Genomic DNA, 23,051 nt, shown 5'->3' on the forward strand with positions numbered 1-23,051 from the left:
CCCCCGCAGGCCGAACACCGACACCCGGACGAGTCCGGCGAAGTTTTGCCCGCCTGGCACGCCGACTCGGCACTCCCGCCAAACAGCCAAAACCCACCACGCCAGGCCCCGGACGCCCCAAAGGCACCACCCGCCCCCCACGCCAGCGGCACCCCGTGGCCATGAAGCAGCAAACCGACCGCGACAGAAAACGAACCTAAGGTAAAAACTCAAGCTTCAGGGCGCTGCCCGACCGGGGCTCAAGCGAGAGCGGCCAACGCCTCGTTCAGGACGCGTCTCAGGCGGAGGGCGTCCGTGGTGACCGCGGTCACCAGCGCGGCGGGGCCGGGGAGCGGCAGTAGGGCGGCGTCGTCCGTGAGCATCTGGGGGCGCACCGATTGGGTTGTGAACTCGGGTCGCACGACGAGTAGTTGTCCGACGGCTCGGTGGCCGCCGAGCACGGCCGGTCCGTCCCATCCGGCCGGCGCTCCGGGTCCGCAGCCGAGCTCCTGGTCGAGAACCGTCCGCTGTCCGATCCGTACGGTGAGACGGCTGGTCAGCCGCCCCGGTTCCTCCCCCGCCCGGCCCAGCACCTGCTCCTCGCGCAGCACCAGCCGCGCCGTCGCGCCCAGTTCGGCCCGCGTGGTGACGCGCAGGTCGCTGCCCCGAGCGGAGATCAACTGCTCCGGCAGCCAGTGCAGTTCGCCGCCGTCGGCGACGCTGAGCCGGACGTCGTAGCGGGCCTCGCCGCCCGCCTGTCCGGGCAGCGCGATGGTCGCGGCGGCCGACCCGACCCGCAGCGCGGCCCCGTCCCGCACGTCGGCCCGCACGGTGAAGTGGTCGCCGCCGAGCGGGCCGCTCATCGCGCCGACCAGCATCACGCGTGCCTCGGCGCCGCTCCCCCGGGTGCGCCGCAGCGCGAGCGGTCCCTCACTCTCCAGTACGGGCAGCGCGGTACCGCCGCGTCCGTCGGCCCGCGCGAGCAGCCGTGCGGTGGCGCGCACCCCGGTTCCCGTGACGCCGGTCGCGCTCATGCGGTCCACGCCGTCAGCCGCGCCCGCACCCAGTTCGCGACGTCGCGCACGCCGGTCTCGCTCCTGAGCGACTGCAGCACGACGGGCAGTTCGCCGCGCTGCGCCTCGGCGTCGGCGGCCATCCGTCCGAGGTCGGAGCCGACGTACGGCGCGAGGTCGGTCTTGTTGACGACGAGCAGGTCGGCGGTGGTGACGCCGGGGCCGCCCTTGCGCGGGATGTCGTCCCCGCCGGCCACGTCGATCACGAAGATCTGGGCGTCCACCAGCCCCTTGGAGAAGGTCGCGGTGAGGTTGTCCCCGCCGGACTCGACGAGGACGAGATCGAGCGGCCCGACCTCGTCCTCCAGGTCCTCCACCGCCTCCAGGTTGGCGGAGATGTCGTCGCGGATCGCGGTGTGCGGGCAGGCCCCGGTCTCCACGGCGGTGATCCGCTCGGGCGGCAGCACCGCCTCGCGGAGCAGGAACTCGGCGTCCTCGCGCGTGTAGATGTCGTTGGTGACTACGGCGAGGGAGAACTCGTCGCGCAGCGCCCGGCACAGGGCGGCGACGGTGGCGGTCTTGCCCGAGCCGACGGGCCCGCCGAGGCCGATCCGCAGCGCGCGGCGGGAGCCGTCGGGGCGCCGGGCGTCGGCGCTGACGGCGGAGGGGCCGTCGTGGGAGTGGTCGAGGTGCATCGGACGGCTCCATGGGTCGTCGTCGGGCAGGGAAGTGAGCGTGAGCGGGAGATTCGGGGAACTCACGAGGCGAACAGCCGCACGCCCCAGGCCGCGTGCGCCTCCGCGCCGATCTCCAGCAGCGGGGCCGACGCCGCGGGCAGCGCGTCGACGCCCTCGCGGGTGACGCGCCGGGCCGCCTCGACCGCCCGGTCCGCGACGCGGTCCAGCTCCGGCGCCAGCCGCGCCAGCACCGCCGTCGCGTCGAAGGGGTCGAGGGCGAGCAGCCGTACGGTGGCGCTCGCCGGCCCGCTCACGCTCTCGTACGCCGCGCAGTGCGCCGCGTCCTGCGGCGAGAGGCCCGCCGCCCGTGCCGTGAGCCCGAGCACCACGGGCTGATGCGCCCCCTTGGGGAACTCCCTTGCCAGGGCGTCGAGTTCACCGGAGGGCCAGGTCGCCCGGGCGGCCCGGGTCAGCTGCCGCCCCAGCTTCCGCGCGGCCAGCCGCAACGCCGGCGAGGGCGTCCGCGCGTCGGCGGCGGCGTCCAGCGCCGACGGGTCCACGCCGAGCACCGCCGCCGCGGCCGTCGCCGCCGCGACGAGGCCGGTCGTGTGCAACCGCCCCCGGCAGAAGTCCTCCAGACTCGCCGCCGAGGTGATCCGTCCGGCCTTCACGGCCGCCTCCGCCCCGCCGGAGTGCGCGTGCCCTCCGGCGGGAAAGCGGCCGTCGGCCAGGACGAGAAGCGCCGCCCGGGACATCAGAAGAGGAAGTAACGCTGGGCCATGGGCAGTTCGGCGGCCGGCGTGGCCTCGACGAGTTCGCCGTCGATGTGCACGGCGAAGCTGTCGGGGTCGACCCGCACCTCGGGCCGCGCGTCGTTCTCGCGCATGTCCGCCTTGGTCACCCCGCGCGTCGAGTCGATGGCGGCGAACCGCTTGCCGAGCCCGAGCCGTTCCGGCAGCCCGTCCTCGATCGCGAGCGGGGCCACGAAGTTCAGCGAGTTGGCGGCCGGAGCCCGCCCGATCGCCCCGTACATGGGCCGCGGCAGGACCGGCTGCGGCGTCGGGATGGAGGCGTTGGCGTCGCCCATCTGCGCGTAGGCGATCTGGCCGCCCTTGAGGACGAGGTGCGGCTTCACGCCGAAGAACGCGGGTTCCCACAGCACCAGGTCGGCGAGCTTGCCGGTCTCCACGGACCCGATCTCCCGGGCCAGGCCCTGCGCGAGGGCCGGGTTGATCGTGTACTTGGCGACGTACCGGCGCACCCGCCGGTTGTCCGCGCGCCCGTCACCGGGCAGCGCGCCCCGGCGCCGCTTCATCACGTGCGCGGTCTGCCAGGTCCGCAGGATCACCTCGCCGACGCGGCCCATGGCCTGGGAGTCGGAGGAGATGATCGAGATCGCGCCGAGGTCGTGCAGGATGTCCTCCGCGCCGATGGTGGACGGCCGGATCCGGGACTCGGCGAAGGCCAGGTCCTCCGGCACCGCCGGGTTGAGGTGGTGGCACACCATCAGCATGTCGAGGTGCTCCTCGGCGGTGTTGACGGTGAACGGCCGGGTCGGGTTGGTGGAGCTGGGTAGCACGTGCGGCTCGGAGACCACGGTCATGATGTCCGGCGCGTGCCCGCCGCCCGCGCCCTCGGTGTGGTACGCGTGGATGCCGCGCCCGGCGATCGCCGCGAGGGTGTCGCCCACGAACCCGGCCTCGTTGAGCGTGTCGGTGTGGATGGCGACCTGGATGCCGGTCCGGTCGGCGACGGTCAGCGAGGCGTCGATGACGGCCGGGGTGGATCCCCAGTCCTCGTGCAGCTTCAGGCCCAGCGCGCCGCCGCGGATCTGGGACAGCATCGCCTCCTGGGAGACGGTGTTGCCCTTGCCGAGGAAGCCGATGTTCAGCGGGTAGGCCTCCATCGCCGCCAGCATCCGGGCCAGGTGCCAGGGGCCGGGTGTGACGGTGGTGGCCTTGGAGCCCTCGGCCGGTCCGGTGCCGCCACCGACCAGGGTGGTGATGCCGGCGGACAGCGCCTCGTCGGCGATCTGCGGGCAGATGAAGTGGACGTGCGCGTCGATCGCCCCGGCCGTCAGGATGCGCCCGTTGCCCGAGATGACCTCGGTCTCCGGGCCGATCACCAGGTCCGGGTGGACGCCGTCCATGGTGTCGGGGTTGCCCGCCTTGCCGATTCCGGTGATGCGGCCGTCGCGGATGCCGATGTCGGCCTTGACGACGCCCCAGTGGTCGACGACGACGGCGCCCGTGATGACGGTGTCGGGGGTGCCGTCCGCGCGTGTGGCACGCGACTGGCCCATGGACTCGCGGATGACCTTGCCGCCGCCGAAGACGGCCTCGTCGCCGGCGAGGCCGGGGCCGCCGCTGCGGTCCTCCTCGATCTCGATCAGCAGGTCGGTGTCGGCGAGCCGGATGCGGTCGCCGGTCGTCGGGCCGAACAGGTCGGCGTACGCGGCGCGCGAGATCTCAGGCATCGAGGGCACCTCCGGTCTCCCCGCGCAGCCCCGGCACGACGCGGGCGCCGGTGAGCGGGACGAGTTCGACGTCGACGGGGATCCCGGGCTCGAAGCGCACGGCGGTGCCGGCGGCGACGTTCAGCCGTTTGCCCCGGGCCGCGGCGCGGTCGAACTCCAGGCCGGGGTTGGCCTCGGCGAAGTGGTAGTGGGAGCCGACCTGGACGGGCCGGTCGGCGGCGTTGAGGACGGTCAGCCGGGTGACCTCGCGGCCCTCGTTGTAGACGATCGGGCCGTCGGCGAACAGGATCTCTCCGGGAATCATCGACGCCCCTCTCAGACGATCGGGTCGTGGACGGTGACGAGTTTGGTGCCGTCCGGGAAGGTCGCCTCGACCTGGACGTCGTGGATCATCTCCGGCACGCCGTCCATGACGTCGTCCCGGGTCAGCAGCGTGCGCCCGGAGGCCATCAGCTCGGCGACGGTGCGGCCGTCACGTGCGCCTTCGAGGATGTGCGAGGTGATCAGGGCGACCGCCTCGGGGTGGTTGAGTCTGAGCCCGCGGGCCCGGCGCTTCTCGGCGACGTCGGCCGCCACGTGGATCAGCAGCCTCTCTTGCTCGTGCGGCGTCAGTTGCACGTAACCACCTCACAGTCCTCGCTCCGGGCCGTGCGGGGCCCGGCTGCCGCGGCCACGGGCAAAGTCCCTGGTGGCGTGGGAGGGCAGGCTAGTTGGGCCGGGTTTCGGGCACGTTAACCGAGCCGTGACCTTCCGGCCGGCGCCCGGGGGGAGCGTCGGCGCGCACACGTGCGACGTCGGCGCGCGCCCGTGCCCTACGACGTGCCGGGCCGGCGGTGCTCCGCCGCGATGCCGAACCGCCGGGGTTCGCGGGGCGCGGAGCCGACCTCGCGGACCGTGGAGACGGCGCTGATCACCTGGTCCTCCGCCGGCTGGTCGAGCGCGTCGAGCCGTTCCAGGTCGGCGGCGGAGACGAGGGCGACGAGGGGCTTGCCGTGCCGCGTCACCACGACGCGCTCACCGCCGTACACCACCCGGTTGATCAGGTCGGCGAGCTCAGCCCTGGCTTGCGTCACCGGAATCTCGTAGGCCATACCTCCATCATAACGTCATGTACGTCCTGTACATTTTTTACAGGGACAGCTCCGGGGGACAGCTCCGGGGACAGCTCTGCCGCGAGGAGGGGTATGCCATGACCCGACCGTCCGCCCGCCACGTCCTGCCCGAGTTCACCGAACGGACCTCGTCCGGGCACAGGTCGATGGATCCGTACTCGAAGCTGCTGGAGGAGCGGATCCTCTTCCTCGGCACGCCCCTCGACGACACCGCGGCGAACGATCTGACGGCCCAGTTCATGTACCTCGAGCACAAGGACCCCGGCCGGGACATCGCGCTGTACATCAACTCGCCGGGCGGCTCGTTCAGCGCCATGACGGTGCTCTACGACACGATGCGGTACGTCTCCTGCGACGTGGAGACGACGTGCCTGGGGCAGGCCGCCTCCACGGCCGCGGTGCTGCTGGCCGCCGGGACTCCGGGCAAGCGCTCCGCACTGCCGGGCGCGCGGGTGTTGATCCGCCAGCCCGCGCTCGCCGAGCCGGTGCGGGGCCAGGCGAGTGATCTGGCGGTGCAGGCGGAGGAACTGACGCGCAATCGCCGTCTCGTGGAGGAGATGCTGGCCCGGGCCACCGGACACAGCCGGGAGAAGATCGGCGCCGACATCGAGCGGGACCGGGTCTTCGACGCCCGACAGGCCGTGGACTACGGCCTGGTGGACCGGATCGTCCCCGGCCGCAGGACGCCCCTCGCCCCGCCCGCCGGGAGGTGAGCGGCCGGTGCTCCCGCCCGAACTCCCCCCACTGCCCGCGCTGACCCGCGCCGAGGGCGAGCTGATCGACCGTTATCTCGACGTGGCCGACCTGCTCGGCCGCATCAATCCGGCCCGCCACGGCGACACCTACGGCGGGCTGCGGGCCGCGCAGGCGCTGGTGGCCCGGGCGGCCGAACTGCGCGACGCGCTCGCCCTGATGCACCAACGGGGCGAGACCGAACTGCACGCTCCCACCCTGGCGCGGGCGCTGCGGGTGCTGGACGGCGAGCGGCGCACCGCCCGGGTCACCGTGCCCCCGCAGTCCGGCACTTGAGGCACGCGCCGGGCCCGGGCCGCGGTCGCCCGGCGCGGTGTCCGGGCCGGGGCCGAAACGGACCAAACGGCGTACCGCCTTCCGGACTAGACACACCTCCTCTTTTTTGACCGGTCGGGTTGCGCAACGGGCCCGGCCCCAAGGCGGGATGAGGCCCTTCTTCGCTGGTCCGGGCGGTTTCGGAGGTGATGACGCGCGTCCGAACGCAGCAGTGGGCACCCGAACGGGTGAGTGGTGAGTAACAACACAAATCCCCGTTTCCGTTGGGCTTTTCGGAAATCCGTGAGCCAAGATCCGTGTCTGACGACAAGTCCCCGCCGCCGCGGCGGGGCGATCCGGGCGGACGCCGAGTCCTGCCGCCGCCCGGATGACCGGTCGACAGGAGTGGATCGGCAGGAGTGGAGGACCCAAGCACGACGGGTCGCCGGAACGGTCACGCCATGACCGGGCCGAGCAGCCCTTGGGGTGAAGCCGCGCACGCGGCCGGGCAACTTCGCCAGCCCGAATCCGACAGGTCATCCTTCACAGGCGGCTGACGAAGGGTTGCGCATGACTGCGCTCAATCGTGTCCCGTCGATGATGGTCCGGGCCGGCACGGCCTCGGCCCTCACCATCGCCGCGGTGGGCGGCTCGGTCGTGGTCCCGGGCTTCGCCTCCGACGCGGCCGCCGCGACGCCCGCGACGAAGGCATTGCAGATCGCGGCTTCCAAGAAGGGTGCGCCCTACCGGTGGGGTGCCACCGGGCCGTACCGGTTCGACTGCTCCGGGCTCACGCTGTACTCGTTCAAGAAGGCGGGCAAGAGCCTGCCGCGTACCGCGGCCCAGCAGTACAACAAGACCCGCCACATCTCCGCCAAGAGCCGCAAGGCCGGAGACCTCGTGTTCTTCCATTCGGGTTCGTACGTCTACCACGTCGGCATCTACGCCGGAAAGGGGAAGATCTGGCACGCCCCGAAGACCGGGGACGTGGTGAGACTGCAGAAGATCTGGACGAAGAGCGTCTGGTACGGCCGGGTGAGCTGATCCTTGCGTGGTGTGGCGGCGCCCCTGACCCGCCGCCACCCCACGAGGCGTGACATGGCCCTGGCTGGTTACCCGTTCAACCATGGCCGACCACGTCCCCTGCACCGCACGCAACGAGACCCCGCTGGAGCGTGCCGACCGCAATTTCGGCGAGCTGCTCCAGGAACTGCGGGTCACCCAGACCGGGGTGCAGATCCTCTTCGCCTTCCTGCTGACCCTGGCCTTCACCCCGCGCTTCCCGTCCCTGGACCCGGTCCAGCGGGCCACCTACGTCACCACACTGCTGCTCGCGGTCCTCGCCGCCGCCCTGTTCACCGCGCCGGCCGCGCTGCACCGCTCGCTGTTCCAGCGGGGCGCCAAGCCGCGCATCGTCCAGGTCTCCTCGCGGCTCGCCACCATCGGCATGGGTGTGCTGGTGCTGGCGTTCACCGGCTCGGTGCTGCTCGTGGTGGACGTGACGACGGGCCGGGCGGGCGGGGTGGCCGCGGGCGCGGCGACCCTGTGCGTGTGCCTCGGCCTGTGGTGGCTGCTGCCCCGCCTGGTGCGGCGTGCGGGCCTGTCCGCCGAGCAGGAGCCCGTGCCCGTCGTCCGGCAGCCGGGACCGCCGCGCGACGCGGCCGTGCACCGCGAGCCGCCGGTACGACGCCGCTGAGCCCCTCGGCCGACGCGTGTACGACGCCGTTGCCCTCCTCGGCCGAGGCACGTGCGAGGCACGTGCGACGCCGCCGACTCCTCGCCGAGGCCGCTACGACTCCTGCTGCCCGGCCGTCGGCACCGGCCGGGCCTGCGCCTTCCACGGCAGTTCGACGGAGACCGTCTTGCCGCCCTCCCGGGTGGGGCGCACGCACAGCCTGCCGCCGCACTCGGCGGTCAGCCAACGGATGATCACCAGGCCGCGGCCGTTGTCCTGCTGGACGGCGGCGGGCAGCCGTTTCGGGAACCGCGGGTGGCTGTCGGTGACGCCGATGCGCAGGTGTTCGTCGCGGTCGAGTTCGAGTCCGACGGTGAAGGTGGGCGACTGCCCGAGGGTGTGCTGGACGGCGTTGGTGGCGAGTTCGGAGACGATGAGCCGGACGGTGTCGGCCACCTCCGTGTGCGGCGCCAGACCCCACTCCGCGAGGGTGTCGATCACGTAGGTGCGGGCCGCGCAGACCGAGGCGGGATCGCTCGACAGAGTGACGGATGCTTCCAGATGGTCTGCCATGGCGACGTCGTCCCTTTCCCGCGGGACCGCGGTCCGACACGGAGCGGATGGTTCGAGTACGGTCCCGGACTGGTGCTTCGCCGTCAGACTGCCATCACCGCGCCGGTCACGGCTGGCGATCCACCTGGATATGCATATATCTGTCCCTCGAAGCGGTGAACTCTGCCACGAGAGACCGCATCGGGGCGCCTCATGAGGAGTAAGGAGGGACCCATGCAGCACGGTCCCGCGGTGCGCCGCAGGAAGCTGGGCGCCGAACTGCGCGCGCTGCGCGCCGAAGCGAGGCTCACCAGTGGTGAGGCGGCGCGGCTGGTGGGCTGGCACCAGTCGAAGGTCAGTCGCATCGAGACCGGCACCAGCGGGGTGAAACCGGCCGATGTGCGGTTGCTCCTGGACGCCTACGGGGTGTCCGACCCGCGGCTGCGCGAGCTGATGCTGGTGCTGGCGGGCTCCGACGAGAACACCGGCCGGCACCACTGGTGGCACGCCTACCGCGGCGTCCTGCCGCCGGACTACAGCGACTTCATCAGCCTGGAGTCCCAGGCCGACGCGATGCGCACCCTGGAGACCTCGGTGGTGCCGGGGCTGCTGCAGACGCCCGAGTACGCGCGGGCGGTGACCCGGGCAGCGACCCGCGGGCTGGACGACGCGGAGCTCGACGCGCTGGTCCAGGTGCGCCTGGCCCGGCAGGGCGTGCTGCGGGCCGATCCGCCGCTGGAGTTCAGCGCGGTGCTGGACGAGGCGGTGCTGCGCCGGGAGATCGGCGGCCCCGAGGTGATGGCGCGGCAGCTCGAACGGCTGGTCGAGGCGGCGCGCCTGCCGAACGTACGGCTGCAGATCCTGCCGTTCGGCGCCGGAGCGCACGTCGGCGTCACCGGGTCTTTCGTTATTTTCTCATTTTCGAGCACTTCTGATCTGGACGTGGTCGTTCTCGACCACCTGACGAGTAGCCTCCACTTGGAACGGAAAGAAGACCTCCAGGCCTACACCGAGGCCTTCAATTCCCTTCAGATCCAAGCCCTTTCGCCCGAGGACTCATTGGATTACCTCGCCGGGACAGTCGTCGGCGGGTAAGGAGGCACCATGTCAGCACTGCCTCGGAACGTTCCGTTCAGCACCGCCCCGCACGACGTGCGGTGGCTGCGCAGCAGCTACAGCACCGGTGCGAACAACTGCGTCGAGACGGCGGCGCCGCGCTCCGGCCCATGGGCCGGTCTGCTCGCCGTACGGGACTCCAAGGACCCGGCCGGACCCGCGCTGCTCTTCTCCCCCGGGAGCTGGGCGGGTTTCACGGCCGCCTTGAAACGCTGATCGGGACGCACGTCGTGCGGAGCCCGGCCGTGTCACGCCGACTCATGGTCGAGTTTCGCCGATCACGCGCACCGCACGTTCGATCTGCGCCTCGGAGAGGTCCGCGCGGGCGGTCAGCCTGAGCCGCGAGACGCCGTCGGGCACGGAAGGAGGACGGAAACAGCCCACGGCCAGCCCTGCCGCCCGGCAGTCGGCCGCCCATCGCACGGCCCCCTCCGGGGACGGCGCGCGCACGGACACGACCGCGGCGTCCGGTCGTACCGCCCGCAGACCGGCGGCCGTCAGGCGTGCGTGCAGGTCGGCCGCCACCGCGCGGGCCCGCGCCGCCCGCTGCGGCTCGCGGCCGAGCAGCCGCAGGGCCGCCAGGGCGGCGCCCGCGGACGCGGGGGCCAGCCCCGTGTCGAAGATGAAGGTCCGGGCCGCGTTCACCAGGTGGTCGATCACCCGGGCGGGGCCCAGCACGGCGCCGCCCTGGCTGCCGAACGACTTGGACAGGGTGACCGTGACGACGACGTCGTCGGCGCCCGCGAGCCCCGCCGCGTGCGGGGCGCCGCGGCCGCCGTCGCCGAGGACGCCCAGCCCGTGGGCGTCGTCGACGACGAGCCCGGCGCCGTGCTCCCGGCAGGCCGCCGCGAGCCCGGCCAGCGGGGCCGCGTCCCCGTCGACCGAGAAGACCGTGTCGGACACCACGACGGCCGTGCCCTCGTGCGTGCTCAGCGCCTTGCGCACCGCCTCCGGATCGGCGTGCCCGACGACCTGGGTGGCGCCCCGGGCCAGCCGGCAGCCGTCGATCAGCGACGCGTGGTTGCCCGCGTCGGAGACGATCAGCGAGCCGTGCGGCGCGAGCGCGGTGACGGCGGCCAGGTTGGCCGCGTAGCCGGAGGAGAAGACGAGCGCCGCCTCGAAGCCGCAGAAACCGGCCAGCTCGCGCTCCAGCTCGGCGTGGAGTTCGGTGGTGCCGGTCACCAGCCGGGACCCGGTGGACCCGCCGCCCCAGACGCGCGCGGCCCGCGCGGCGCCCTCGGCGACCTCGGGATGACGGGCCAGGCCCAGGTAGTCGTTGCTCGCGAGGTCCAGCAGCGGCGATTCGGCGGGCCGGGGGCGCAGGGTCCGCACGAGTCCGGCACGCCGGCGCAGCTCCGCCTGCTCGTCGATCCAGCCGAACGCCATGGCTCCTCCGGGGCATTTGTAGGCAGTGGACAGACCCTAGCCGCACGTCCCCCGGCTCATGATGTGGCAATACCCACACGTCGAAGTGTCTCCGTTGTTCAAACTCTCCTTGGCCCCGGGCGGCCTCGTAGGACAGGATCGGCTCCCATGGACCTGCTGCTGAACACGCTGGTGGACAAGGGGCTTCGGCGCGAGCTGCCGACCCGCGAGGAAGCTCTGGCCGTCCTCGCCACTTCCGACGACGACCTGCTCGATGTGGTGGCCGCGGCCGGCAAGGTGCGCCGGCACTGGTTCGGCCGACGGGTCAAACTCAACTACCTCGTCAACCTGAAGTCCGGGCTTTGTCCGGAGGACTGCTCCTACTGCTCCCAGCGGCTCGGTTCCAAGGCCGAGATCCTGAAGTACACCTGGCTCAAGCCCGACGAGGCCTCCCGGGCCGCCGCGGCCGGTCTGGCGGGCGGCGCCAAGCGGGTCTGCCTGGTGGCGAGCGGGCGCGGGCCGACCGACCGCGACGTGGACCGGGTCTCGGACACCATCAAGGCGATCAAGGAGCAGAACGAGCACGTCGAGGTGTGCGCGTGCCTCGGCCTGCTCTCCGACGGCCAGGCCGAGCGGCTGCGGGAGGCCGGCGCGGACGCCTACAACCACAACCTCAACACGTCCGAGGGAACGTACGGGGAGATCACCACCACGCACACCTACGCCGACCGCGTGGACACCGTGCACAAGGCGCACGCGGCGGGCCTGTCGGCCTGCTCGGGCCTGATCGCCGGCATGGGCGAGACCGACGAGGACCTGGTGGACGTGGTCTTCTCGCTGCGCGAGCTGGACCCGGACTCGGTGCCGGTCAACTTCCTCATCCCGTTCGAGGGCACGCCGCTGGCCAAGGAGTGGAACCTCACCCCGCAGCGCTGCCTGCGCATCCTGGCGATGGTCCGGTTCGTGTGCCCGGACGTCGAGGTCCGCATCGCGGGCGGCCGCGAGGTGCACCTGCGCACCATGCAGCCCCTCGCCCTGCACCTGGCCAACTCGATCTTCCTCGGGGACTACCTGACCAGCGAGGGCCAGGCGGGCAAGGCCGACCTGGAGATGATCGCCGACGCCGGGTTCGAGATCGAGGGCGGGGACCAGGTGACCCTGCCGGAGCACCGGACGGCGGCGGCCGGCGGCGGGTGCGGGTCGCACGAGAGCGGCGGGTGCGGGTCCCACGAGGGTGCCGGGTGCGGGTCCCACGAGGGTGCCGAGGGCGCCGGGTGCGGGACGCACGAGGGCGGCAGTGTCTGCGGTACGGCGGCGGCCGCCGCGGCGACGGCCGCCGAACCGCGCCCCGACCTGGTCGCCGTACGCCGTCGCGGCGCCGGAACGGACCTCGCGCCCAATGCCTGACCTGCCCGTCGCCGAACTGCTGGAGCTCGACCGGCGCCATGTATGGCATCCGTACGGTCCCATGCCCGGCCGCGCCGAACCGCTCGTCGTCGAGTCGGCGAACGGGGTGCGGCTGCGCATGGCCGACGGCTCGGGCGAGCTGGTCGACGGCATGTCGTCCTGGTGGTCGGCGATCCACGGCTACAACCACCCGGTGCTGAACGAGGCCGCCCGCGAGCAGCTCGGCCGGATGAGCCACGTGATGTTCGGCGGGCTCACCCACGAGCCCGCCGTACGCCTGGCGAAGCTCCTCGTCGACATGTCGCCGGACGGCCTGCAGCACGTCTTCCTCGCCGACTCCGGCTCGGTGTCGGTGGAGGTGGCGGTCAAGATGTGCCTGCAGTACTGGCGCTCGCTGGGCCGCCCCGCCAAGCAGCGGCTGCTGACCTGGCGCGGCGGCTACCACGGCGACACCTGGCAGCCGATGTCGGTGTGCGACCCCGAGGGCGGGATGCACGGCCTGTGGGCCGGGGTGCTGCCCCGGCAGGTGTTCGTGGACTCGCCGCCGGCGGACTGGGACGAGGCGTACGCCGAGCGGCTGCGTTCGGCGATCGCGGAGCACGCGGACGAACTGGCCGCGGTGATCGTCGAGCCGGTGGTACAGGGCGCGGGCGGGATGCGGTTCCACTCCCCCGCGTACCTGCGGGTGCTGCGCGAGGCGTGCGACGCGCACGACGTGCTGCTGGTGTTCGACGAGATCGCGACCGGGTTCGGGCGCACGGGCACGCTGTTCGCGGCGGAGCACGCGGCGGTGACGCCGGACGTGATGTGCGTGGGCAAGGCGCTGACCGGCGGCTATCTGACGATGGCGGCCACCTTGTGCACGTCCCGGGTGGCCGACGGCATCTCGCGGGGCGAGGTCCCGGTGCTCGCCCACGGCCCGACCTTCATGGGCAACCCGCTCGCCGCGGCCGTCGCCTGCGCCTCCATCGAGCTGCTGCTCGGCCAGGACTGGCGGGCCGAGGTCCGGCGGATCGAGGCGGGGCTGCGCGAGGGGCTGGCGCCGGCCACGGAGCTTGCGGGCGTGAAGGACGTACGGGTCCTCGGCGCCATCGGGGTCGTCCAGCTCGACCACGAGGTGGACATGGCGGCCGCCACGGCCGCCGCCGTGCGCGAGGGCGTGTGGCTGCGGCCGTTCCGTGACCTGATCTACACGATGCCGCCGTACGTCACGGACGACGCGGACGTGGCACGGATCACGCGCGCGGTGTGCGTCGCCGCACGGGAGGGATGACATGCCGGTACTGGTGATCACGGGCACGGGCACGGAGGTCGGCAAGACGGTCACGACGGCCGCGGTCGCCGCCGCCGCGCTGGCCGCCGGCCGGTCGGTGGCGGTGCTGAAGGCCGCGCAGACGGGGGTACGGCCCGACGAGCGCGGGGACGCCGACGAGGTCGCCCGGCTGGCGGGCGCCGTGACGACCGCCGAAATCGCCCGCTACCCCGAGCCGTTGGCGCCGGCGACGGCCGCCCGGCGGGCGGGGCTGGCGCCGGTCCGCCCGCACCAGGTGGCCGAGGCCGCGCAGAAGCTGGCGGCCGACCACGACCTGGTGCTCGTGGAGGGCGCGGGCGGGCTGCTCGTCCGCTTCGACGAGACCGGCGGCACACTGGCCGACGCGGCCGTCCTGCTGGGGGCGCCGGTGCTGGTGGTCGCGCCGGCCGGGCTCGGCACGCTCAACGCGACCGAGCTGACGGCCCGTGAACTGCGCAGCCGGAGCCTGGAGCTGCTGGGCGTGGTCATCGGCAGCTGGCCCGCTGCGCCCGACCTGGCGATGCGGTGCAACGTCACCGACCTGCCGGAGGTCTCCGGCGCCCCGCTGCTGGGCGCCCTGCCGGCCGGGTCGGGAGCGCTGTCCCCCGCCGCCTTCCGCGCCGCGGCGCCCGGCTGGCTGGCCCCGCGCCTGTCCGGTACCTGGGAGGCACAGGCGTTCCGGACGCGGGAGGCCGCCTGAGCGCTCCGCCTGCTGTGCCGCGTCGCGCCGTCGGCCGGCCACCGTGCCGTCAGCCGGACGCGGTGCCGTCGGGGCCGGTCACGGTGCGGTCGGGACCGGTCGCGCGGTTCCCCGCGGCTGTCCGACCGGCCCCGGCAGGGGTGCGCGGGCCCCGTTCCGGGGCAGAATCGCGGTAAGAACTCCGACGGGGAGGTCCTCATGCCGCTTCGGCCGTCCGGCTCCGCGAAGGTGGCCCGGGATCCCGTGCACCACCCGCTGTTCGCCCGGTGCTACGCCCGGGTCAGTGTGAGAGCCGAGACGCGGATGGGCATGGCCGGTGTCCGGGAGCGGCTGCTGGCCGGGCTGGCCGGGCGGGTCATCGAGATCGGCGCGGGCAACGGGCTGAACTTCGCCCGCTACCCGAACGCCGTCTCCGAGGTCGTCGCGATCGAACCGGAGCGGCGGCTGCGGCAGTTGGCCGTCGAGGCGGCCGTGCGCGCCGAGGTGCCCGTGGACGTGGTGCCGGGCACGGCCGAGGCGCTGCCGGTCAAGAGCGAGGCCTACGACGCCGCGGTGATCTCGCTGGTGCTGTGCAGCGTGCGGGACGTCCCGCGGGCCCTCGGCGAGGTGCGCCGGGTGCTCCGGCCGGGCGGGGTCGTGCGGTTCTTCGAGCACGGGCGGGGCGGCGGGCGGTTCATGGTCCTCACCCAGCGCACGCTGGACCGGACCCTGTGGCCGGCGGTGAGCGGCGGCTGCCATCTCGCCCGGGAGCCGGTCGCCGCCCTGCGCGACGCCGGGTTCGAACTCGGCCCCTACCGGCGGATGATGATGCCGGAGAACGGGCCGGTGCTGCCCAGTTCCTACTGCGTGCTGGGCACCGCGTGGCGGCCGGAGGGCACCGGGTAGTCACGGCCCGGTCAGGCGCACCGTCCACGCGGAGGCCACCCCGGCCACCACGTGTCCGCCCGGCTGCCTCGCCCAGCCCGCACGTCGAGGACGAGAACACCGCACGGGCGTCCGGGGCAGGCCCGTGCCGGCGATCAGCCGGGACCTTCGGCGGGTACCGGGCGCGGAACGGGCCACACTAGGCTCAGCGCGAACCGGGGGAACCGACACGTCCAGAGGGAGACGGCCTTGTCCACACCTGCTGCGCAGCACGCGCCGGGCCATGCGTCGGCCGCCGGGTTCGCGGTCCGCGCCCGCGGACTGACCAAGGCCTACGGCTCGGGCGAGACGACCGTCCTCGCCCTGGACTCGGTGGACGTGGACATCGCGCGCGGCCGGTTCACCGCGGTCATGGGGCCGTCCGGGTCCGGCAAGTCGACGCTGATGCACTGCCTGGCGGGGCTCGACACGGTCTCGGCCGGGCAGGTCTGGCTCGGCGACACCGAGACAACGGGGCTCAGGGAACGTGAGCTGACCCGGCTGCGGCGGGACCGGATCGGGTTCATGTTCCAGTCGTTCAACCTCATTCCGACCCTGACCGCGGCGGAGAACATCACCCTGCCCATGGACATCGCGGGCCGGAGGCCGGACCCGGAGTGGCTGGACCGGATCGTCGACACCCTGGGGCTGCGGGACAGGCTGGGGCACCGGCCCGCGCAGTTGTCGGGCGGTCAGCAGCAGCGGGTGGCCTGCGCGCGGGCACTGGTGTCCCGGCCCGAGCTGATCTTCGCGGACGAGCCGACCGGCAACCTCGACTCGCGGGCCGGCCTGGAGGTGCTCGCCTTCCTGCGCCAGGCCGTCGACGATCTCGGCCAGACGGTCGTCATGGTCACCCACGACCCGGGCGCCGCCGCCCACTCCGACCTGGTGCTCTTCCTCGCCGACGGACGGATCGTCGACGAGATGGAGCGTCCGACGGCGGAGGCGGTGCTGGAGCGCATGAAGCGGTTCGACGTGATCCGCGGCCCTGCCGACGAGGACACCCCCGCCACCGGCGAGGACACATCCGCCGGCGAGGACGCGCCGGCCGCCGACGGGAACGCGCCCGCCATCAGCGAGGACACGCCCGCCGCCGGCCAGTGCACGTCCGCCACCGAGGGAGACTGACACCGTGCTCAAGGCGACGCTCAGGAGCTTCCTGGCGCACAAGGGGCGACTGCTGCTGTCCGCGCTGGCCGTCCTGCTGTCCGTGGCGTTCGTCGCGGGCAGCCTGATCTTCTCCGACACCGTCACCCGCACCTTCGACCGGCTGTTCGCCTCCACCGCCGCCGACGTGACGGTCCAGCCCAGGAAGGACCTCGCGTCCCGGGTGCCGACGGGAGCGGTCCGGACCGTGCCCGCCGCGCTCGCGGACCGCGTGGCGAAGGTCGACGGGGTCGCGTCCGCGCACGCGGACGTGAGCGTCGAGAACGTCACGGTCGTCGACAGCAGGAACCGGTCCGTCGGTTCGACCACCGGCGCGCCCACCATGGCCACCGACTGGTTCGTCACCGACCGCAGCCCCCTGAAGCTGACCTCCGGGCACGCCCCGCACGGCCCCGGCGAGGCGCTCCTGGACGCCGACACCGCCGACAAGAAGCACGTGCGGATCGGAGACACCCTGACGGTGCTCGCGCAGCCGGGCTCCTTCAAGGTCCGGGTCGTCGGCATCGCGACCTTCACCACCACCAACCCGGGCGCGGCCCTGGTCTTCCTCGACCCGGACACCGCGGCGGCCCGGCTGCTCGGTTCGGCGGGCAAGGCGACCAGCATCTCGGTGGACGCGGTGAAGGGCGTGAGCGACGCGCGGCTCAAGGACCGGATCGTCGCCGCGGTCGGCACCGGGGCCTACGACGTCAAGACCGCCGACGAGCAGGCCAAGTCGGCCACCCAGAGCCTCGGCGGGTTCCTCGACGTCATCAAGTACGTGATGCTCGGCTTCGCCGGCATCGCGGTCCTGGTCGGCGTCTTCCTGATCGTCAACACCTTCTCCATGCTGATCGCCCAGCGCACCCGCGAACTCGGCCTGCTCAGGGCCCTCGGCGCGGACCGGCGGCAGGTGCGGCGGTCGGTGCTGACCGAGGCGGCCCTGCTCGGTCTGGTCGGCTCGACGCTGGGCCTGGCGGCCGGCATCGGGCTCGCCGCCGGACTGATCAAGCTCATGGGCGCGTTGGGGATGAACCTGAAGGCGACGGAGATGGTCGTCGGCTGGGGCACGCCGGTCGCGGCGTACGTAGTCGGCGTCGGCGTCACCTTCGTGGCGGCGTATCTCCCGGCCCGGCGCGCGGCGGCGGTCTCCCCGATGGCCGCGCTGGCGGACGCCGAGATCGCCGGCACGGGACGGCCGCTGCGCACCCGCGCGGTGGCCGGCGCGGCCGTCGGGGCGATCGGGGCGGCCGCGCTCGCCGGCTGCGCCGTGGCGTCGCGGACGGCCACCGCCGCCTCGCTGCTGGGGCTCGGTGTGGTGCTGACCCTGATCGCGACCGTGATCGCCGGGCCGCTGCTGGTCCGCCCCGTGATCCGGGTCCTCGGCGGCGCCTTCCCCGCCCTGTTCGGCTCGATCGGCCGCATGAGCCAGCGCAACGCCCTGCGCAACCCGCGCCGCACCGGGGCCACCGCGGCGGCCCTGATGGTGGGCCTCGCCCTGGTCGGCGGCATGTCGGTGGCGAGCGCCTCGATGTCGAAGTCCTTCGACCAGCAGATCGACAAGACGCTCGGCGCCGACTTCGTGATCATGAACGGCAACTTTCTGCCGTTCTCGCAGGAGGTCACGGACAAGGTGCGCGGCACGCGGGGCGTCGGGCTCGTCGTGCGGCAGCGGTTCGCCCCGGTCGCCCTGCGGCTGCCGGACGGCAAGCGGGTGGAGACGACCGCCACCGGCTACGACGACCGCCTCGACGAGGTCGCGCACGTGCCCTACGCGGCCGGCGGCTCGGCGGCGGCGCTGGCGGACGGCAGCCTCGGGATGGACGCCGACTTCGCCAGGAAGCACCGCGTCCGGGTCGGCAGCACGATCCCCGTCGAGTTCCCGGCCGGGCGGAAGACCGAGTTGCGGGTCGGCGCCCTCACCGACCAGGAGTCCTCCGACGGGTTCGGCACGCAGGGCGGGGTGCTCCTCGGCGTCGCGACGGTCGAGAAGTACCTGCCGGGCGGCCAGGACGCCGCGCTGTACATCAACGCGGCCTCCGGCACGAGCCCCGACCGGCTGCGCCAGGCGCTGGAGCGGACGCTCGCCCCGTACCCGCAGGTGCAGGTCCGCGACCAGGCCGACTACAAGCAGCTGGTGCACGACCAGATCGCCGTGCTGCTCTACCTCGTCTACGCGCTGCTCGGGCTGGCGATCGTCATCGCGGTGCTCGGCGTGGTCAACACCCTCGCCCTGTCGGTCGTCGAGCGCACCCGGGAGATCGGGCTGCTGCGCGCCATCGGCCTGGCCCGGCGGCAGTTGCGCCGGATGATCCGGCTGGAGTCCGTGGTGATCGCGGTGTTCGGCGCGGTGCTGGGGCTGGCGCTGGGGCTGGTGTGGGGCGTGTGCACGCAGCAGGTGCTGGCCCTGCAGGGCATGAAGGCGCTCGCGATCCCGTGGGGCACTGTCGTCGCGGTCGTCGTCGGCTCGGCGGTGGTCGGCATCGTGGCAGCGCTGCTGCCCGCGCTGCGCGCCTCCCGCATGAACGTGCTGGCGGCCATCGCGCACGAGTGAGTGACGGAATTCCGGCGGACACTCCAAGCAGCCTGAGAGTTCGGGCCGCGCCTGGTCCGCCGGAGCCGTACCCGGAGGTGTTTCGCGCCGGTCGCGGCCGCGGCGCGGGGCCGGTGACTGTCCGGATGACGGAATTCCGGGCCCGGGCCGTCGGGGGATGGTGGGATCGGCACATGAGCGATCTGCGCGTGCGAGCCGCGACGGCGGCCGACCTCGACACGGTGCTGGCCTTCTGGAAGACGGCCGCCGAGGGCACCAGCATCAGCGACGACCGGGACGGCGTGGAGCGGCTGGTGGCCCGCGATCCCGGAGCGCTGATCCTGGCCGAGCAGGACGGCGAGCTCGTCGGCACGGTGATCGCCGGGTTCGACGGCTGGCGCTGCCATCTCTACCGGCTCGCGGTGCACCCCGAGCGGCGGCGCCGGGGCATCGGCTCGGCGCTGCTCGCCGCGGCCGAGGAGCGGTTCGTGCGGCTCGGCGGGCGGCGCGGGGACGCGATGGTGCTCACCGGCAACGAGCGGGCGCACCACGCGTGGCGTGCGGCCGGTTACGCGCCGGAGGAGCACTGGCGGCGCTGGGTGAAGCCGCTCTACGGCTGACGCGGGCCGCCGCAGCACACCCTCCGACGCCCTTTGCTCATCCTTTACCATTGAGGGACCCTTCGGTCCGCCCCCCGCGGACCACCCGTTCTCCATGAAAGGTGTGAGCGTCCGCCCATGGGCGAGCCCCCCAGTAGTCACCGGAGTCGCCGGAGCCGAGCGACCCTCCCCGCCCCGTCCGACCGCGGGACGGAGGTGACCCGATGACCGAAGTGCTCCTGCTGCTGGTGGCGGTCCTGCTCTCGCTCGCCTGCGGCGCCTTCGTCGCGGCCGAGTTCTCGCTCACCACGGTCGAGCGCGGCGAGCTGGAGCGGGCGGTCGAGCGCGGCGAGCGCGGCGCGCCGGGCGCCCTGAAGGCCGTACGGAACCTCACGTTCCAGCTGTCCGGCGCGCAGCTCGGCATCACCGTCACCAACCTGGTCGTCGGCATGCTCGCCGAGCCGTCGATCGCCGCGCTGATCGCCGGTCCGCTGGAGGCGCTGGGCATCTCGCGCTCGGCGGCCGGCTCCGTGGCGCTGGTGCTCGGCACCGCCCTGTCGACGGTGTTCCTGATGGTCGTCGGCGAGCTGGTGCCCAAGAACTGGGCGATCTCCTCGCCGCTGGCCGTGGCCAAACGGGTCGGCAACGCGCAGCGCTGGTTCAGCGCGGCCTTCCGGCCGTTCATCTCCCACCTGAACAACATGGCGAACCGGGTGGTGCGCCGGCTGGGCGTGGAGCCGACCGAGGAGCTGGCCGCCGCCCGCGGACCGCAGGAGCTCGCGGCGCTCGCCCGGCACTCCGCCAAGGAGGGCGCGCTGGAGGCCGACACCGCCGAACTGTTCGTACGCACCCTGAACCTCGCCGACCTCACCGCGGAGAACGTGATGACGCCGCGCGTACAGGTAGTCGCCCTCGACACCCAGGCGACCTGCGAGGACGTGGCGAACGCGACCCGGGCGACGGGCCTGTCCCGGTTCCCGGTCTACCGCGACAGCCTCGACGCGGTCGTGGGCACGGCGCACATCAAGGACGTACTGGCGGTGCCCGCCGAGCGACGGGCCCGCGTGCCCGTCTCCGAGCTGATGCGCGAACCGCTGCTGGTGCCGGAGACGCTCACCGTCGACCGGCTCCTCGACCGGCTGTCCGGCAGACGCACGATGGCCGTCGTCATCGACGAGTACGGCGGCACCGCGGGCGTGGCCACGCTGGAGGACATCGTCGAGGAGGTCGTCGGCGAGGTGCGGGACGAGCACGACCCGCACGAGACACCCGACCTGGCCCCGGCGGGCAGCGACGACGAGGGCCGGGCGGTGTACTCGGCCGACGGCTCGGCCCGCGTGGACCATCTGGCGCGGGTCGGCCTGAAGGCGCCCGACGGACCGTACGAGACGCTGGCCGGTCTGGTGGCGACGGAGCTGGGCCGCATCCCGGCCGTCGGTGACCGCGTGGAGGTCACCGGGTGGCACCTGGACGTGGTGGACGCGTCCGGGCACCGGGCCGCGCGGGTGCTGCTGCACGCGCCGCTCGACGACGCGCGCGAGCAGGAGGACCAGCGATGACCGCCGTACAACTGCTGATCGGCCTGGCGACCCTGGTCGTCAACGCCTTCTTCGTCGGCGCCGAGTTCGCGCTGATCTCGGTGCGGCGCTCGCAGATCGAACCGTACGCCGAGGAGGGCGACCGGCGGGCCCGGAGCGTGCTGTGGGGTCTGCAGCACGTGTCGGCGCTGCTGGCCGCCGCCCAGCTCGGCATCACCCTGTGCACGCTGGTGCTGGGCGTGGTCGCGGAACCGGCGATCGCGCACCTGCTGGAGCCGGTGTTCCACGCGTCGGGCGTGCCGGCGAGCGCCGGGCACGCGGTGTCCTTCGTCATCGCGCTGACCGCGGCGACGTATCTGCACATGCTGCTCGGCGAGATGGTGCCGAAGAACATCGCGCTCGCCGAGCCGGTGCGCAGCGCGCTGCTGCTCGGCCCGCCCCTGGTCGCGCTGTCCCGGGCGCTGCGCCCGGTGATCTTCACGGTGAACGCCTTCGCCAACGCCCTGCTGAAACTGTTGCGGGTGGAGGCGAAGAACGAGGTCACCGCGACGTTCTCGGACTCCGAACTGGCCCAGATCGTCAAGGACGCCGGCGAGGCGGGCCTGATCGACGAGCGGGCCCGGGAGCGGCTGCACGACGCGCTGGAGCTGGGCAGCCGCCCGGTGCGCGACGTCGTGCTCCCACTGGAACGCGTCGTCTACGCGCGCGTGGGCGTGACGCCCGAGGAACTGGAGCGGCTGTCCGCGCAGTCGGGCTTCTCGCGCTTCCCGGTGGTGGACGACTCCCGCCGGATCGTCGGCTACCTGCACGTGAAGGACGCCCTCGACGCCTCCCCGCGCGAGATGTCGTTCCAGGTGGGCGACATGCGGCCGATCGCACGGGTACGGGAGAGCACGCCGCTGGACGACGTGCTCACCGCGATGCGGGGCAGCCGCACGCACCTGGCCGCGGTGATCGGCGCCGACGGCCGGCTGTCCGGCCTGGTGACCATGGAGGACGTGCTGCGGCAGTTGTTCGGGCAGCCGGCGTGAGCGGCCGCCGGGACCGACCGACCGGCGGGTATGGAGCCGGGATACCATCGCTGTCGCCATGCACACGAACCCCACCTATTCCAGCCTGGTCGCCGTAGGCGATTCCTTCACCGAGGGCATGTCGGACCTGCTCCCGGACGGCTCCTACCGGGGCTGGGCCGACCTCCTGGCCGCCCGGATGGCCGTCCGCGCACCCGGCTTCCGGTACGCCAACCTGGCGGTGCGCGGCAAGCTCATCGGGCAGATCGTCGACGAGCAGGTCCCGGTGGCGGCGGCCATGCAGGCGGACGTGATCACGCTGGTCGGCGGGCTCAACGACACCCTGCGCCCCAAGTGCGACATGGGGCGGGTGCGGGGCCTGCTGACCGAGGCCGTGGAGCGGCTGGCCCCGTCCTGCAAGCAGCTGGTGCTGATGCGCAGCCCGGGGCGGCAGGGGCCGGTCCTCGAGCGGTTCCGGCCGCGCATGGAGGAGCTGTTCGTCTGCGTCGACGAGCTGGCGGCGCGGCACGGCGCGCTGGTCGTCGACCTGTACGCCGCGCCCTCGCTCGCCGACCCCCGGCTGTGGGACGTCGACCGGCTGCACCTGACCGCCGAGGGGCACCGCCGGGTCGCGGAGGCGGTGTGGCAGACGCTGGGCCACGAGGCCGAGGACCCCGAGTGGCACACCCCGATCCCGGCCACGCCGCCGCCGGGCTGGGGCGCGCGGCGGATCGCGGACGTCCGGTTCGCCCGTCGTCATCTGCTGCCGTGGATCGGCCGCCGCCTCACCGGCCGTTCCTCGGGCGACGGCCGCGCGCCCAAGCGCCCCGAACTGCTGCCGTACGAGGGTCCGCTCCTCTAGGCGGGGCGCCCTACGGGGGCGGGTGACGGGCGTCTCGTAGGTTCCGCCGAACAACCCGGTGGCGCTGGCCTGCACGAATCGCCAGTAGA

25 protein-coding genes are annotated in these 23,051 nt (G+C 73.2%); 16 read left to right on the plus strand and 9 right to left on the minus strand.

Annotation, left to right across the window (positions count from 1 at the left end; all coding sequences use genetic code 11):
* Nucleotides 1-239 precede the first annotated feature (239 nt).
* From ACZ5GT_RS19900 to ACZ5GT_RS19930, 7 genes are all read right to left on the minus strand, one after another.
* Complete coding sequence (locus ACZ5GT_RS19900) at nucleotides 240-1,013, minus strand: urease accessory protein UreD (protein WP_469025790.1); 774 nt, start codon at nucleotides 1,011-1,013, stop codon at nucleotides 240-242.
* Nucleotides 1,010-1,687, minus strand: coding sequence for an urease accessory protein UreG (gene ureG, locus ACZ5GT_RS19905; RefSeq protein WP_469025793.1), 678 nt, complete (start codon nucleotides 1,685-1,687; stop codon nucleotides 1,010-1,012). Before ureG ends, ACZ5GT_RS19900 begins: the two co-directional genes overlap by 4 nt.
* Nucleotides 1,688-1,749: 62 nt before the next feature.
* Complete coding sequence (locus ACZ5GT_RS19910) at nucleotides 1,750-2,424, minus strand: urease accessory protein UreF (RefSeq protein ID WP_469025796.1); 675 nt, start codon at nucleotides 2,422-2,424, stop codon at nucleotides 1,750-1,752.
* Nucleotides 2,424-4,145, minus strand: coding sequence for an urease subunit alpha (locus ACZ5GT_RS19915; protein ID WP_469025799.1), 1,722 nt, complete (start codon nucleotides 4,143-4,145; stop codon nucleotides 2,424-2,426). Before ACZ5GT_RS19915 ends, ACZ5GT_RS19910 begins: the two co-directional genes overlap by 1 nt.
* Nucleotides 4,138-4,449 (minus strand): urease subunit beta, encoded by a 312-nt coding sequence (locus ACZ5GT_RS19920; RefSeq protein ID WP_469025802.1) that lies wholly within the window; start codon nucleotides 4,447-4,449, stop codon nucleotides 4,138-4,140. The genes ACZ5GT_RS19915 and ACZ5GT_RS19920 overlap by 8 nt, the downstream gene beginning before the upstream one ends.
* Nucleotides 4,450-4,460: 11 nt before the next feature.
* Nucleotides 4,461-4,763, minus strand: coding sequence for an urease subunit gamma (locus ACZ5GT_RS19925; protein ID WP_351894403.1), 303 nt, complete (start codon nucleotides 4,761-4,763; stop codon nucleotides 4,461-4,463).
* 194 nt (nucleotides 4,764-4,957) lie between these two features.
* Nucleotides 4,958-5,236, minus strand: coding sequence for a type II toxin-antitoxin system Phd/YefM family antitoxin (locus ACZ5GT_RS19930; RefSeq protein ID WP_469025810.1), 279 nt, complete (start codon nucleotides 5,234-5,236; stop codon nucleotides 4,958-4,960).
* A 98-nt stretch (nucleotides 5,237-5,334) separates the two neighbouring features.
* Here ACZ5GT_RS19930 and ACZ5GT_RS19935 point away from each other — a divergent pair, with 98 nt between their 5' ends.
* The 4 genes from ACZ5GT_RS19935 to ACZ5GT_RS19950 all read left to right on the plus strand — a co-directional run bounded on the left by ACZ5GT_RS19935 (nucleotide 5,335) and on the right by ACZ5GT_RS19950 (nucleotide 7,961).
* Complete coding sequence (locus ACZ5GT_RS19935; RefSeq protein ID WP_469025818.1) at nucleotides 5,335-5,970, plus strand: ATP-dependent Clp protease proteolytic subunit; 636 nt, start codon at nucleotides 5,335-5,337, stop codon at nucleotides 5,968-5,970.
* Between the two features lie 7 nt (nucleotides 5,971-5,977).
* Nucleotides 5,978-6,286 carry a hypothetical protein gene (locus ACZ5GT_RS19940; RefSeq protein ID WP_398265082.1) on the plus strand — a complete coding sequence of 103 codons (309 nt, stop codon included), beginning with the start codon at nucleotides 5,978-5,980 and terminating at the stop codon, nucleotides 6,284-6,286.
* Between the two features lie 549 nt (nucleotides 6,287-6,835).
* Nucleotides 6,836-7,309, plus strand: a complete 474-nt coding sequence (locus ACZ5GT_RS19945; protein WP_398265079.1) for a C40 family peptidase — start codon at nucleotides 6,836-6,838, stop codon at nucleotides 7,307-7,309.
* A gap of 82 nt (nucleotides 7,310-7,391) precedes the next feature.
* Nucleotides 7,392-7,961 (plus strand): DUF6328 family protein, encoded by a 570-nt coding sequence (locus ACZ5GT_RS19950; RefSeq protein ID WP_469025823.1) that lies wholly within the window; start codon nucleotides 7,392-7,394, stop codon nucleotides 7,959-7,961.
* 93 nt (nucleotides 7,962-8,054) lie between these two features.
* Here the strand turns inward: ACZ5GT_RS19950 and ACZ5GT_RS19955 are convergent, their stop codons facing one another.
* Complete coding sequence (locus ACZ5GT_RS19955; protein WP_469025828.1) at nucleotides 8,055-8,513, minus strand: ATP-binding protein; 459 nt, start codon at nucleotides 8,511-8,513, stop codon at nucleotides 8,055-8,057.
* A gap of 213 nt (nucleotides 8,514-8,726) precedes the next feature.
* Between ACZ5GT_RS19955 and ACZ5GT_RS19960 the strand changes: the two genes are divergently transcribed.
* Together ACZ5GT_RS19960 and ACZ5GT_RS19965 are read left to right on the plus strand one after the other, a co-directional pair.
* On the plus strand, nucleotides 8,727-9,587 hold the full coding sequence (locus ACZ5GT_RS19960) for a helix-turn-helix domain-containing protein (RefSeq protein ID WP_469025837.1): 861 nt from the start codon (nucleotides 8,727-8,729) through the stop codon (nucleotides 9,585-9,587).
* 9 nt (nucleotides 9,588-9,596) lie between these two features.
* Nucleotides 9,597-9,824, plus strand: a complete 228-nt coding sequence (locus ACZ5GT_RS19965; RefSeq protein ID WP_469025840.1) for a DUF397 domain-containing protein — start codon at nucleotides 9,597-9,599, stop codon at nucleotides 9,822-9,824.
* Between the two features lie 42 nt (nucleotides 9,825-9,866).
* On the opposite strand, the gene ACZ5GT_RS19970 is transcribed toward ACZ5GT_RS19965, so the two are convergent.
* A complete protein-coding gene (locus ACZ5GT_RS19970; RefSeq protein WP_469025847.1) occupies nucleotides 9,867-10,994 on the minus strand; it encodes an 8-amino-7-oxononanoate synthase in 1,128 nt (375 codons plus the stop codon).
* A 147-nt stretch (nucleotides 10,995-11,141) separates the two neighbouring features.
* On the opposite strand from ACZ5GT_RS19970, the gene bioB reads away from it, so the two are divergent.
* The 10 genes from bioB (at nucleotide 11,142) to ACZ5GT_RS20020 (ending at nucleotide 22,962) form a co-directional block, all read left to right on the plus strand.
* On the plus strand, nucleotides 11,142-12,380 hold the full coding sequence (bioB, locus tag ACZ5GT_RS19975; RefSeq protein WP_469025853.1) for a biotin synthase BioB: 1,239 nt from the start codon (nucleotides 11,142-11,144) through the stop codon (nucleotides 12,378-12,380).
* Nucleotides 12,373-13,653 carry an adenosylmethionine--8-amino-7-oxononanoate transaminase gene (locus ACZ5GT_RS19980; protein ID WP_469025858.1) on the plus strand — a complete coding sequence of 427 codons (1,281 nt, stop codon included), beginning with the start codon at nucleotides 12,373-12,375 and terminating at the stop codon, nucleotides 13,651-13,653. Before bioB ends, ACZ5GT_RS19980 begins: the two co-directional genes overlap by 8 nt.
* 1 nt (nucleotide 13,654) lies before the next feature.
* Nucleotides 13,655-14,371 (plus strand): dethiobiotin synthase, encoded by a 717-nt coding sequence (bioD, locus tag ACZ5GT_RS19985; RefSeq protein WP_469025863.1) that lies wholly within the window; start codon nucleotides 13,655-13,657, stop codon nucleotides 14,369-14,371.
* 198 nt (nucleotides 14,372-14,569) lie between these two features.
* The gene (locus ACZ5GT_RS19990) at nucleotides 14,570-15,256 is read left to right on the plus strand and encodes a class I SAM-dependent methyltransferase (protein ID WP_469025871.1); all 687 of its coding nucleotides are present in this window, start codon (nucleotides 14,570-14,572) and stop codon (nucleotides 15,254-15,256) included.
* A 228-nt stretch (nucleotides 15,257-15,484) separates the two neighbouring features.
* Complete coding sequence (locus tag ACZ5GT_RS19995; protein ID WP_469025876.1) at nucleotides 15,485-16,402, plus strand: ABC transporter ATP-binding protein; 918 nt, start codon at nucleotides 15,485-15,487, stop codon at nucleotides 16,400-16,402.
* A gap of 4 nt (nucleotides 16,403-16,406) precedes the next feature.
* Nucleotides 16,407-18,974: an ABC transporter permease gene (locus tag ACZ5GT_RS20000; protein ID WP_469025882.1), complete on the plus strand. Its 2,568-nt coding sequence runs from the start codon at nucleotides 16,407-16,409 to the stop codon at nucleotides 18,972-18,974.
* A gap of 173 nt (nucleotides 18,975-19,147) precedes the next feature.
* Nucleotides 19,148-19,573, plus strand: a complete 426-nt coding sequence (locus ACZ5GT_RS20005) for a GNAT family N-acetyltransferase (RefSeq protein WP_469025887.1) — start codon at nucleotides 19,148-19,150, stop codon at nucleotides 19,571-19,573.
* Between the two features lie 203 nt (nucleotides 19,574-19,776).
* Entirely contained in the window at nucleotides 19,777-21,111 is a 1,335-nt protein-coding gene (locus tag ACZ5GT_RS20010; protein ID WP_469025890.1) for a hemolysin family protein, read from the plus strand.
* The gene (locus tag ACZ5GT_RS20015; RefSeq protein WP_469025893.1) at nucleotides 21,108-22,121 is read left to right on the plus strand and encodes a hemolysin family protein; all 1,014 of its coding nucleotides are present in this window, start codon (nucleotides 21,108-21,110) and stop codon (nucleotides 22,119-22,121) included. The genes ACZ5GT_RS20010 and ACZ5GT_RS20015 overlap by 4 nt, the downstream gene beginning before the upstream one ends.
* 58 nt (nucleotides 22,122-22,179) lie before the next feature.
* Nucleotides 22,180-22,962: an SGNH/GDSL hydrolase family protein gene (locus ACZ5GT_RS20020; RefSeq protein ID WP_469025898.1), complete on the plus strand. Its 783-nt coding sequence runs from the start codon at nucleotides 22,180-22,182 to the stop codon at nucleotides 22,960-22,962.
* The last annotated feature ends 89 nt before the right edge of the window (nucleotides 22,963-23,051 follow it).

The sequence above is a fragment of the Streptomyces sp. NPDC031340 genome (assembly GCF_055569945.1).

What these genes read in the sequence shown, in the direction of transcription:
- ureG (WP_469025793.1), bottom strand. Translation starts at nt 1,687, where the DNA reads ATGCACCTCGACCACTCCCACGACGGCCCCTCCGCCGTCAGCGCCGAC.
- ACZ5GT_RS19935 (WP_469025818.1), top strand. Translation starts at nt 5,335, where the DNA reads ATGACCCGACCGTCCGCCCGCCACGTCCTGCCCGAGTTCACCGAACGG.
- ACZ5GT_RS19955 (WP_469025828.1), bottom strand. Translation starts at nt 8,513, where the DNA reads ATGGCAGACCATCTGGAAGCATCCGTCACTCTGTCGAGCGATCCCGCC.
- ACZ5GT_RS20005 (WP_469025887.1), top strand. Translation starts at nt 19,148, where the DNA reads ATGAGCGATCTGCGCGTGCGAGCCGCGACGGCGGCCGACCTCGACACG.
- bioB (WP_469025853.1), top strand. Translation starts at nt 11,142, where the DNA reads ATGGACCTGCTGCTGAACACGCTGGTGGACAAGGGGCTTCGGCGCGAG.
- ACZ5GT_RS19990 (WP_469025871.1), top strand. Translation starts at nt 14,570, where the DNA reads ATGCCGCTTCGGCCGTCCGGCTCCGCGAAGGTGGCCCGGGATCCCGTG.
- ACZ5GT_RS19965 (WP_469025840.1), top strand. Translation starts at nt 9,597, where the DNA reads ATGTCAGCACTGCCTCGGAACGTTCCGTTCAGCACCGCCCCGCACGAC.
- ACZ5GT_RS20015 (WP_469025893.1), top strand. Translation starts at nt 21,108, where the DNA reads ATGACCGCCGTACAACTGCTGATCGGCCTGGCGACCCTGGTCGTCAAC.
- ACZ5GT_RS19930 (WP_469025810.1), bottom strand. Translation starts at nt 5,236, where the DNA reads ATGGCCTACGAGATTCCGGTGACGCAAGCCAGGGCTGAGCTCGCCGAC.
- ACZ5GT_RS19980 (WP_469025858.1), top strand. Translation starts at nt 12,373, where the DNA reads ATGCCTGACCTGCCCGTCGCCGAACTGCTGGAGCTCGACCGGCGCCAT.
- ACZ5GT_RS19970 (WP_469025847.1), bottom strand. Translation starts at nt 10,994, where the DNA reads ATGGCGTTCGGCTGGATCGACGAGCAGGCGGAGCTGCGCCGGCGTGCC.
- ACZ5GT_RS19900 (WP_469025790.1), bottom strand. Translation starts at nt 1,013, where the DNA reads ATGAGCGCGACCGGCGTCACGGGAACCGGGGTGCGCGCCACCGCACGG.
- ACZ5GT_RS19915 (WP_469025799.1), bottom strand. Translation starts at nt 4,145, where the DNA reads ATGCCTGAGATCTCGCGCGCCGCGTACGCCGACCTGTTCGGCCCGACG.
- ACZ5GT_RS20020 (WP_469025898.1), top strand. Translation starts at nt 22,180, where the DNA reads ATGCACACGAACCCCACCTATTCCAGCCTGGTCGCCGTAGGCGATTCC.
- ACZ5GT_RS19960 (WP_469025837.1), top strand. Translation starts at nt 8,727, where the DNA reads ATGCAGCACGGTCCCGCGGTGCGCCGCAGGAAGCTGGGCGCCGAACTG.
- ACZ5GT_RS19950 (WP_469025823.1), top strand. Translation starts at nt 7,392, where the DNA reads ATGGCCGACCACGTCCCCTGCACCGCACGCAACGAGACCCCGCTGGAG.
- ACZ5GT_RS19945 (WP_398265079.1), top strand. Translation starts at nt 6,836, where the DNA reads ATGACTGCGCTCAATCGTGTCCCGTCGATGATGGTCCGGGCCGGCACG.
- ACZ5GT_RS20010 (WP_469025890.1), top strand. Translation starts at nt 19,777, where the DNA reads ATGACCGAAGTGCTCCTGCTGCTGGTGGCGGTCCTGCTCTCGCTCGCC.
- bioD (WP_469025863.1), top strand. Translation starts at nt 13,655, where the DNA reads ATGCCGGTACTGGTGATCACGGGCACGGGCACGGAGGTCGGCAAGACG.
- ACZ5GT_RS19920 (WP_469025802.1), bottom strand. Translation starts at nt 4,449, where the DNA reads ATGATTCCCGGAGAGATCCTGTTCGCCGACGGCCCGATCGTCTACAAC.
- ACZ5GT_RS19910 (WP_469025796.1), bottom strand. Translation starts at nt 2,424, where the DNA reads ATGTCCCGGGCGGCGCTTCTCGTCCTGGCCGACGGCCGCTTTCCCGCC.